Below are 8,879 nucleotides of genomic sequence, written 5' to 3' on the forward strand. Positions count from 1 at the left end.
GCCGCGTCAGCCGCGAGCGGTGGCCTGCGACTCGGCCACGCGCGCGATTTCGGCGGCGACGGCGCGGTAGGGGAGCGCGTGCTCCCGGGCAATGCGCGCGACGTCGTCGTGCTCGGGACGAACGCGACCGGCGCCGAGCTTCACGCGCGCCGGGCCCCACTCGGTCTCGACGACGATCGACTCGCGATCCGCGACGGTGCGTGCAAGCGACTCTCGGCGAACGCCAAGGGTGCCTGTGAGTGCGATGATGCGCTCGGCGAGCGTATCGGCCTCGGCCTCGTGCGCGAGCACGGAGAGCATGACGGCCGAGCGGCCCTTCTTCATGACGATCGGCGTCTGCCACACGTCGAGGGCTCCTGCTGCGAGCAGCTCCTCGGCGGCGAACGCGAGTTCCTCGGCGGGGAGGTGGTCGATGTTGGTCTCTAGGAGCGCCACGCGCTCTGACGACGGTTCGACGGTGCCGATGGTGAGGCGGCAGACGTTCGCGGCGCCAATGTCGCGGCTGCCTGCGCCGTAACCCTGGCCGGTGGAGCGCATGGCGGGCATCGGCCCGAAGCTTCTCGCCAGCACGCGCACCAGCGCGGCGCCGGTGGGCGTGGTGAGCTCGCTCGTGGACGGGCCAGGAACGGTCGGGATGCCGATCAGCAGCGTCGCGGTTGCAGGTGCCGGAACGGGCAGGACGCCGTGCGACGTCTCGACCGAGCCAGACCCGGTCGCGATGGGCGAGGCGGCAAGCGACTCGATGCCCAGTGCGTGGATGCCGGAGCACACGCCCACCACGTCGGCGATGGAGTCGAGCGCTCCGACCTCGTGGAAGTGCACCGCATCGACACTCGTGCCGTGCGCGGTGGCTTCGGCCTCCGCGAGCGCCTCGAACACCGCGAGCGCATCGCGGCGCACCGGCCCGGGCAGCGGGGAGGATTCGAGCAGTGCCCTGATGTCGGGCCAGTGCCGGTGCGCGGGCTGACGTTCGGCCTCGACACGCACGCCGACGGCGGCGATACCGTGGGAGTTCACGCGCTCGACGCTCACACGGGCTTCGGGAGCCAGCGCCGCCACGATGTCGCCTAGGTGCTCCGCCGTGAAGGCTCCGCCTGCTTCGCCCGCGTCGAGCAGTGCGCCGAGGAACTTGTCGCCGGATACGCCTGTCGAGCAGTCGAGGTACGCGATCATGGCGCGGGGTGCGGCTCGGCGCTCGCGGCGGTCTCGGCGGGCGTCGCGTCGAGCGCAGCCGCCCAGGCCGGCCGGTTGATGCGCGCAGCGAGCAGGCCCGCACCGAAGCCATTGTCGATGTTGACGACGCCGATGCCACCTGCGCACGAGTTCAGCATCGTGAGCAGTGCTGATACGCCGCCGAAGTTGGCGCCGTATCCCACACTCGTGGGGACGGCGACGACCGGCACCTCGACGAGCCCGGCGACAAGCGAGGGCAGCGCCCCCTCCATGCCCGCCACGGCGACCAGGACGCGCGCATCGCGCAGCAGTTCCGTGTGCTCGAGCACGCGATGAACGCCCGCAACGCCGACGTCGTAGAGCCGCGACACGCGGCAGCCCATGAGCTCCGCGGTACGGGCTGCCTCCTCGGCGACCGGGATATCGGCGGTGCCGCCACTCGCGACCACGACGAGCCCTTCACTGACGGGGTGCGTGCGGCGGTCGACCCACGCCAGCCGAGCTGTGGTGTCGATGACTGCATCGTCGGCGACGCTGGCGAAGGCCTCGGCGTTCTCGGAGTCGCACCGGGTCGCGAGAAGCACGTCGGAGCGCGACAGGATCTCCTCGGAGATTCGGGCGACCTGCTCGGGAGTCTTGCCCTGGCAGAATATGACCTCGGGGAAGCCGCAGCGAACCGCGCGATGATGGTCGATGCGAGCCTCGACGCGGCCCTGCTCGGATAGCGACGCTGTTGAGAAGTCGCCGAGCGTATGCACTGCGTCCTCAGGCGAAAGCGCGCCTTCGGCAACGCTGCGCAGGAGCTCGATGATCGAGTCGGAATGCATGAATCTCCAGCGATCCGGCCGTGTGCGCCAGAGCACAGGCGATCGGGTAGGGTCGGCTATACTTGTACCACGAACGGCGATCTCGCCGTTCGAGTCGTCCCTGCTCGAGTGGAGTCCCGTGACCCCGGATTCATCCGGCAATCGCATGCTGGGCGAAGAGCGTATGTATCTCGCGCTCCGCTTGATGATGCTTGTCGTTGGACTCGGGCTTTTCGTGACGGGGCTCCTTCCCTCCACCGGCGTGCCGCAGCGCAACGTCGCTCTGCTGGCTCTGGCGCTCATGCTGGTGGGTACGGTCGTGATGCTCGTCGGGGCGTTCGCCCGTTCGTACCGCATCTCTCAGATGATGCTGTGGGTGCTGCCGGTCGATCTCGTGAGTCTCGCCGCGTACACGTGGTTGCTCGGCCCACGCGATGCGCTCGTCGGCGTGTACGCACTGCTCGTCATCTTGTACGCGATGACGGCGAAGCGCGGAGTCGCGCTGCTCGCGACCATCGGCCTTGTGTGTGCCTACACCACCGCCCACCTCGTGGCGAGCACCCAAACACCTCTCGATCTCGTTGAGGTGGGCGTCTCCATGGTCGCGTTGCTGTGCATCGGGCTCATCGTTGCCAACGCCGTCGGCCGGCAACGTCAGCGTGACGCCCAGGTCGAGGAGATTCTGGCCGACCGCGAGCGGATGAATGAGCAGCTTGCGCGGCGCCTCGGCGAGCTTCAGGCCGTCGCCCGGATCACGGAGATCATCCACTCGTCACTCGATTTCGATGAGGTCGGAGAGCTGGTACTCGACACCATCGCCAAGGTCATCGACTTCCCGTCACTCGCGATCTTCGTCATCGACAAGGAGACGTCGGAGACGTTGTTTTCGTCGAGTGTCGGTATGCCGCGGCCCGAGGGGGTCGTTGACGGTGCGACCGTCGACCTCGACTCGGTGAGCGGCCACCTCAACTGCCAGCGGGCTTTCGACCATGGGTCGCTCATGGTGCTCTTCTGCGCCAACGGCGAAGATATGGAGCGGCTCACCGAAGAGGACCGGCTCGTCATCTACGCACTCGCCAGCGAGCTCGTTGTGGCGGTCGAGAACTCCCGGCTCTACAAGCTGACCAGGCGGCTTGCTGTGACCGACGAGCTCACCGGCATCGCCAACTACCGTTATCTGCAGCAGCGGATAGACGAGGAGATGTCTCGCGCGAAGCGGTTCGGCAAGGATCTGTCGCTGCTCATGATCGACACGGACGACTTCAAGGGCTTCAACGACGCGTACGGTCACCTCGCCGGCGACCGCGCGCTCTCCGAGTTCGGCGGGGTGCTCGGCCGGGCCGTCCGCGACATCGACGTGATCGCGCGCTACGGCGGCGAGGAGTTCGCTGTCGTGCTGCCCGAGACCGATGCCGCCGGCGCATTCGTGGCCGCCGAGAAGATCCGTGAGGCGTTCTCGGAGCACCTGTTCCCCGACGACACCGGCGCCCGTACTTGTACGCTGACGGTGAGTATCGGCATGGCGACGTACCCGACGAATGCTGAGAGCAAGGACGCACTGCTGCGAGAGTCCGATGACGCGTTGTATCGCGCCAAGAACTCCGGCAAGAACCGCGTCTGCGCCCCAGGCCAATCGCCCGAACCGTTCATCTCACCACGGAGACGATGATGACTCGTTACGCATTCCTCGGACCGGCAGGCACGTTCTCTGAAGAGGCACTCGGACTGCTTGCGGTCGATGGCCTGGAGCCGGTTGAGTGCACGAGCATCCCCGAGGTGTTCGAGGCCGTTGAGCGCGGCCGTGCCGATGCGGGCGTCGTCCCGATCGAGAACTCGATCGAAGGCTCAGTGCCGGCGACCCTCGACGCCCTCGCGTTCGACACGCAGTTGGAGATCCAGAGTGAGCTCGTGCTCGATATCCACTTCAACCTCGTCGCCGCCCCCGGAACGGGTATGGCCGACGTGGCTTCCGTAGTCGCGCACCCTCAGGCGAGCGGGCAGTGCCGCCGCTGGCTTGAGCGCAATCTCCCCGGTCGTCCGGTGGTCGCTGCCAACTCCAACGCCGAGGCGGTCCAGACCGCCGTCGTGAGTCCGGGGGTAGCCGCACTGGGACCCGCCGTGGCGGCGAGGCTCTATGGGGGCGCGATTCTTGAAGAGAACGTCGAGGACTACGCCGGCAATCAGACGCGCTTCGTGGTGATCGGGAGGGGCATCTGCGAGCCGACCGGCAAGGACAAGACCTCGCTGGCACTGTTCATGAAGAAGGACAGGCCGGGCACGCTGCTCATGATTCTCTCGGAGTTCGCGTATGGCGGTATGAACCTGACCAAGATCCAGTCGCGCCCCACCAAGCGCCAGCTGGGGGACTACATGTTCTTCGTCGACCTCGAGGGGCATGTCGACGATGCGCACGTGAAGACCGCGCTGGACTGCTTGCGGTTGAAGCTGCGCGAGGTCAAGGTGCTCGGGAGTTACCCCCGGGTCTAGGACCGGCGCGCGATCGGTGCCACCTAGTCTTGGTAGACGCGACCCGAGTCGGCGACGCCCTCGACCTTCTTGAGGCGCTCCACGGAGTCGACCTCGCTGCCGGCCGGCACGGTCACGACAAACCTGCCGCCGCCCATGTCGATGATCTCGGAGCTCGATATCCGCGCGTCTGAGAGCGCGCGCTGAACGTCGGCTCCTGCCTCCAGCCACACTGAGATCGATCCATCCAGCGGCGTCTTGCCTTCGACGGGGACGATCTGCTGTGCGCCACTGCGCTTACTCGCCCCGCTGAACATGGAGCTGCAGTCTCGAAGCATCAGGAGCACCAGGATGATGACGACGATTGCGATGATCGCGACGATGATGCCCAACAAGCTACGCCGAGGCTTCTTCTCTTCCTCGGGTGGCTCTTCGACCTCTTGATCGTACGTGGTCGTATCGTCCGACATCGGGACATCCCTTGGCGCCAAACGCGAGCCCGGTATGGCTCGCGTGCAGTTGACTCACTCCGAGTATACCCGCGAGCGGGTGCTACACGCCAAAGCGCGCGGGGCCGCTCGTTCGACCCATCTACGACACCAGGATGCCGCGGACGATGCCGACGTAGTCGGGGGTCTGTGGTGCGGATGCCTTCGCGGTGTTGTTGAGGCCCGACGCTCTCCATGCCGTGACCACTGCGCGTCCTGCCGGCTCGAAGAACTCCTCGAGGTAGCGCGCATAGCCGCGGGTGTCGTAGTCGACCGTGCCGTCGGCGCGCACGTAGTTTCCGCTGTGTACGCACGACAGAGCGCTACCGCCAAGCGCCCAGCCCGGTGCGAGCTGCGCGATTTCGTCTCCAGATGCATGGCGTAGCGGAGTGAGAAGCTCGATCCCGGCCGACGCCACCACGCGTGTCTCCGCATCGATCGAAGCGTCGGTCTGCGAGAGCTTGATGCGGCCATCGTGGGTATCGCGTTCGCCCGTAATGATCGGCGCGCAGCCGAGCGCCCACGACAGTGGCACTCGGGCGAGATGCACGTACAGGTGGCAGGCGAGACAGGGCGACGAGACGCCGAAGCGATCCGCGATCTCGGCCGCGAATCGGCCGTTGAGGGCCGCCCACAGCTCCGGGGCGCCGATTCGTAGCGGGTCGAGCACCTCGACTTCATCGGCGAGTGTGTCGCGCAGCAGTGTCACGGCGGAGAGCGGCGCGTCCGGATCGCCGTATTCGGTGCCGGTCGCCACGCTGGTGGGCAGCACCGCCGAGAACCCCTCGGAGCGAACAGCCGAGACGATCGCAGCTACGGAGTCGCGACCGGCGATGGCGCCGATCGCCAGGCCGGGCAGGGCGCGCAACATCGAGATACGGTCCGCGCCGAGTGCCGCAGCAGCGCGTTCCGCCTGGACGAAGCTCACGTGTCGAGCCTTCCCTCGGGGACAACCATGCCCTCATGGTAGAGCAGCCATGGGTGCGCCGGGTCGCTCTTCGCGGCATACATCGCGACGTCTGCCTTGACGAGCAACGACCGGGCATCGTCGGTGAGCGGGTTGAATCGAGCGAGCCCGACGCTTGCCGCGATGCTGATCTCGTGACCGAGTGCGTTGATCGGAGCCTCGACGCGTGCGACCAGGCGCTGAGCGACCTTCTCGAGTTCGTCGTAGCCGGTCATGCGCCTGAGCACCATCACGAACTCATCGCCGCCGATACGCGCAACCACGTCCTGTGAACGGGTCTCCTCGGCGAGTCGGCGTCCGACCTCGATGAGCACCGCGTCACCGACGTCGTGACCGTAGCGGTCGTTGACCGGCTTGAAGTGGTCGAGGTCGAGGTACGCGAGTCCGAGAATGTCGCCGAATCGCTGGGAGTCGGCGATAGCCGCAGCGAGTCGTTCATCGAAGAAGATGCGGTTCGACAGACCGGTGAGCCCGTCGTGGTAGGCGAGGTGTTCGAGTGCGCGCTTCGACTCGACCCACTCGCTGATATCCCGGATCACCGCGATCAACACAGGCCCGAGCGCCGTATCGACGCGCCTGGAGCTGACTTCGGTGTCGACCAGCGACCCGTCCTTCCTGCGAACAGCGCTGTCGAACATGAGATGCCCCTCAACCAAAAGCGTCTCGATGCGCCTCGGCGCAGCCCTCAGCTGGCGCGGAGCCACCCAGCCGTAGGGCGGCAGGGCCATGATCTCCTGGGTGTCGTAGCCGAGAAGCTCCGAGGCGCCCTGATTCGCCCAGATGATGGTCCCATCGGGGCGATGCGCGATTATCGCGTCGAACGCCGAGTCCACGAGCGTGCAGAAGAATGTGGCCTGCTCGGCGGGCGAGAGCCGTGCGCCGATATCCGGAGCCAGACGCAGCGGATGCTCGTCGATACTCACGGCTTCCGGTAGGTCGGATTCTGTTCCACCCGGCGGGGTGTTGATGGTCTCGGTCACTCATGACCACCGATCGCTAGTCGCGTCGCTTCAGCACCGCTCGACGCGAAGTGGGGCTCGTGCGCTTAGCCTCGTACATCTCGATGTCAGCGCGCATGAGCAACGAGCGTGCATCGTCGTCAGGCATGAACGTTGCGAGCCCGACGCTCGCTCGCAGATTGAAGCGATTGTCCCCCATTACGACGGGTTCATGAACCCTGGCGATGAGCTTGTCGGCAAGCGCTTCGAAGTCGCCAGCCGACACCACGCGAGGGAAGATCACCACGAACTCGTCTCCGCCCAGTCGAGCCACGGTATCGCCTTGACGAATCGAGCCTTCGAGCCGGTGGGCGAGCGCAATGAGAACCTGATCGCCGACCGCGTGCCCGTAGGCATCGTTGATGTCCTTGAAGTCATCCAAGTCGATGAACGCCACGCCGAGCAGGTCCTCGTGTCGGCGGGCGTTGGAGATGGCTACTTCGAGGCGGTCTTCGAACAGAGCCCGATTGGCCAGGCCGGTCAGCGGATCGTGAAACGCGAGATTCTCGAGTACCTCGTGCGCCCTGACCTGCTCGGTGATGTCCCGGCTGACGGCCACGATGTAGGACCCGGTCGGGGCATCCACCCAGCGTGTGTGGACGTCGTGCACGGCCTCAAGGCCGTCGGGCCGAGTGATGCTGGAGACGAAGGTCACGCCGCCCTTCTGCTTGATGGCTGCGAGGCGGGTGGCACGAGCCTCATCGCTCATCTCGGCGCTCCAGCCCCAGGGGGGAAGGTCGCCAAACTCGTCGACCGTGAGTCCGATCTGACTGGCGGCGGCCTGGTTGAAGCGGACGATCGTTCCATCGGGACGGTGGATGATGATGGCATCGCCGGCAAGGTCGAGAGCCAGCGAAGCGAGCTTCAACTGCTGTTCGACCTCGTCATCGTGCGACATGGCGCCCGAGCGCCCGTCCGCGTCCTGCATCATCACTCCCCACCATGGGCGCCTGTTCGGTTGAACAGACGCACGCACTTTGAGGTATCGACTTCATTTCGCCTGCACTCAAGCGCCTGAAAGCAAGCCGTGCGCCTACTGGCGTCACAGACCGCAATCACGCCGTCTGTTCACGGCGTGACGCGCCAGCGGCTCGGCTATACTCGGCGAGGGTCCGCTTCGGCGGCCTTGTGCCTGCAGCCATGGTCAATCGGGAGGCTTCTTATGCTCGACGCACGCTTCGTCCGAGACAACGCCGACGCGGTTCGGGCGGCTATGAAGAGTCGCAACGCGGCATGGGATCTCGATGCGTTCCTGCGGCTCGACGAGGAGCGTCGTCGGCTGATCGGCGAGGTCGAGGCGCTACAGGCACAGCGCAACGAGTCGTCCAAGGCGATCGGCGCGCTGATGCAGCAGGGCAAGCGCGACGAGGCCGAGGCCGCCAAGGAAGAGGTGCGGCTCATTAACGACCGCATCGGTGGGTTCGAAGCGCACCTTGGCGCGGTCGATGCCGACACGGCGAACCTGCTGATGACAGCTCCCAACCTCCCCGACGCAAGTGTGCCCGTGGGCGCTGACGAGAACGACAACGTCGAGGTCAAGAAGTGGGGTACTCCCCGCGAGTTCGAGTTCGAGCCCAAGGCGCACTGGGATCTGGGCCCAGACCTCGGCATCATCGACTTCGAGCGCGGTGTGAAGCTCGCGAAGTCGCGCTTCGTGTTGCTCGGCGGCATGGGAGCGAAGCTCGAGCGCGCGCTCATCAACTTCATGCTCGATACCCACGACTCTGTCGGCTACAAGCAGTGGTGGACGCCGGTGCTCGCCAACGCCGAGACACTCACGGGCACGGGTCAGCTGCCCAAGTTCGAAGACGACCTCTTCAAGACCGGCGAGGGGCTCTACCTGATTCCCACGGCCGAGGTCATGCTCACCAACATCCACCGGGACGAGGTGCTCGAAGCCGACCAGCTCCCGCTGCACTACACCGCCTATACGCCGTGCTTCCGCGAGGAGGCCGGCAGTGCAGGACGCGACACGCGCGGG

At 66.2% G+C, this 8,879-nt stretch carries 8 protein-coding genes and 1 pseudogene (1 of these 9 running past the window's edge); 3 read left to right on the forward strand and 6 right to left on the reverse strand.

Going from position 1 to position 8,879, the window contains the following annotated elements; genetic code table 11:
- Window positions 1-6 precede the first annotated feature (6 nt).
- Window positions 7-1,173: a nickel pincer cofactor biosynthesis protein LarC gene (gene larC, locus HGB10_02510; protein NTU70682.1), complete on the reverse strand. Its 1,167-nt coding sequence runs from the start codon at window positions 1,171-1,173 to the stop codon at window positions 7-9.
- Window positions 1,170-2,000, reverse strand: coding sequence for a nickel pincer cofactor biosynthesis protein LarB (gene larB, locus HGB10_02515; protein ID NTU70683.1), 831 nt, complete (start codon window positions 1,998-2,000; stop codon window positions 1,170-1,172). The genes larC and larB overlap by 4 nt, the downstream gene beginning before the upstream one ends.
- A gap of 118 nt (window positions 2,001-2,118) precedes the next feature.
- Between larB and HGB10_02520 the strand changes: the two genes are divergently transcribed.
- Together HGB10_02520 and pheA are read left to right on the forward strand one after the other, a co-directional pair.
- Window positions 2,119-3,648 carry a diguanylate cyclase gene (locus HGB10_02520; protein NTU70684.1) on the forward strand — a complete coding sequence of 510 codons (1,530 nt, stop codon included), beginning with the start codon at window positions 2,119-2,121 and terminating at the stop codon, window positions 3,646-3,648.
- Window positions 3,645-4,466: a prephenate dehydratase gene (pheA, locus tag HGB10_02525; GenBank protein NTU70685.1), complete on the forward strand. Its 822-nt coding sequence runs from the start codon at window positions 3,645-3,647 to the stop codon at window positions 4,464-4,466. The genes HGB10_02520 and pheA overlap by 4 nt, the downstream gene beginning before the upstream one ends.
- A 23-nt stretch (window positions 4,467-4,489) precedes the next feature.
- Here the strand turns inward: pheA and HGB10_02530 are convergent, their stop codons facing one another.
- The 4 genes from HGB10_02530 to HGB10_02545 form a co-directional block, all read right to left on the reverse strand.
- Window positions 4,490-4,915 carry a hypothetical protein gene (locus HGB10_02530; GenBank protein NTU70686.1) on the reverse strand — a complete coding sequence of 142 codons (426 nt, stop codon included), beginning with the start codon at window positions 4,913-4,915 and terminating at the stop codon, window positions 4,490-4,492.
- A gap of 121 nt (window positions 4,916-5,036) precedes the next feature.
- The gene (locus HGB10_02535) at window positions 5,037-5,861 is read right to left on the reverse strand and encodes a hypothetical protein (GenBank protein NTU70687.1); all 825 of its coding nucleotides are present in this window, start codon (window positions 5,859-5,861) and stop codon (window positions 5,037-5,039) included.
- Window positions 5,858-6,880, reverse strand: a complete 1,023-nt coding sequence (locus HGB10_02540) for a diguanylate cyclase (protein NTU70688.1) — start codon at window positions 6,878-6,880, stop codon at window positions 5,858-5,860. Before HGB10_02540 ends, HGB10_02535 begins: the two co-directional genes overlap by 4 nt.
- A gap of 16 nt (window positions 6,881-6,896) precedes the next feature.
- Window positions 6,897-7,826 (reverse strand): sensor domain-containing diguanylate cyclase, encoded by a 930-nt coding sequence (locus tag HGB10_02545; GenBank protein ID NTU70689.1) that lies wholly within the window; start codon window positions 7,824-7,826, stop codon window positions 6,897-6,899.
- Window positions 7,827-8,060: 234 nt separating this feature from the next.
- Here HGB10_02545 and serS point away from each other — a divergent pair.
- Window positions 8,061-8,879 (forward strand): annotated as a pseudogene (gene serS / locus HGB10_02550) (serine--tRNA ligase); it runs 420 nt beyond the window's last position.

Source organism: Coriobacteriia bacterium, from assembly GCA_013334745.1.
Lineage (GTDB): Bacteria > Actinomycetota > Coriobacteriia > Anaerosomatales > JAAXUF01 > JAAXWY01.

Excerpts from the sequence above, each read along its gene's own strand:
- HGB10_02545 (NTU70689.1), bottom strand. The coding sequence starts at position 7,826 with ATGCAGGACGCGGACGGGCGCTCGGGCGCCATGTCGCACGATGACGAG.
- larB (NTU70683.1), bottom strand. The coding sequence starts at position 2,000 with ATGCATTCCGACTCGATCATCGAGCTCCTGCGCAGCGTTGCCGAAGGC.
- larC (NTU70682.1), bottom strand. The coding sequence starts at position 1,173 with ATGATCGCGTACCTCGACTGCTCGACAGGCGTATCCGGCGACAAGTTC.
- HGB10_02530 (NTU70686.1), bottom strand. The coding sequence starts at position 4,915 with ATGTCGGACGATACGACCACGTACGATCAAGAGGTCGAAGAGCCACCC.
- pheA (NTU70685.1), top strand. The coding sequence starts at position 3,645 with ATGATGACTCGTTACGCATTCCTCGGACCGGCAGGCACGTTCTCTGAA.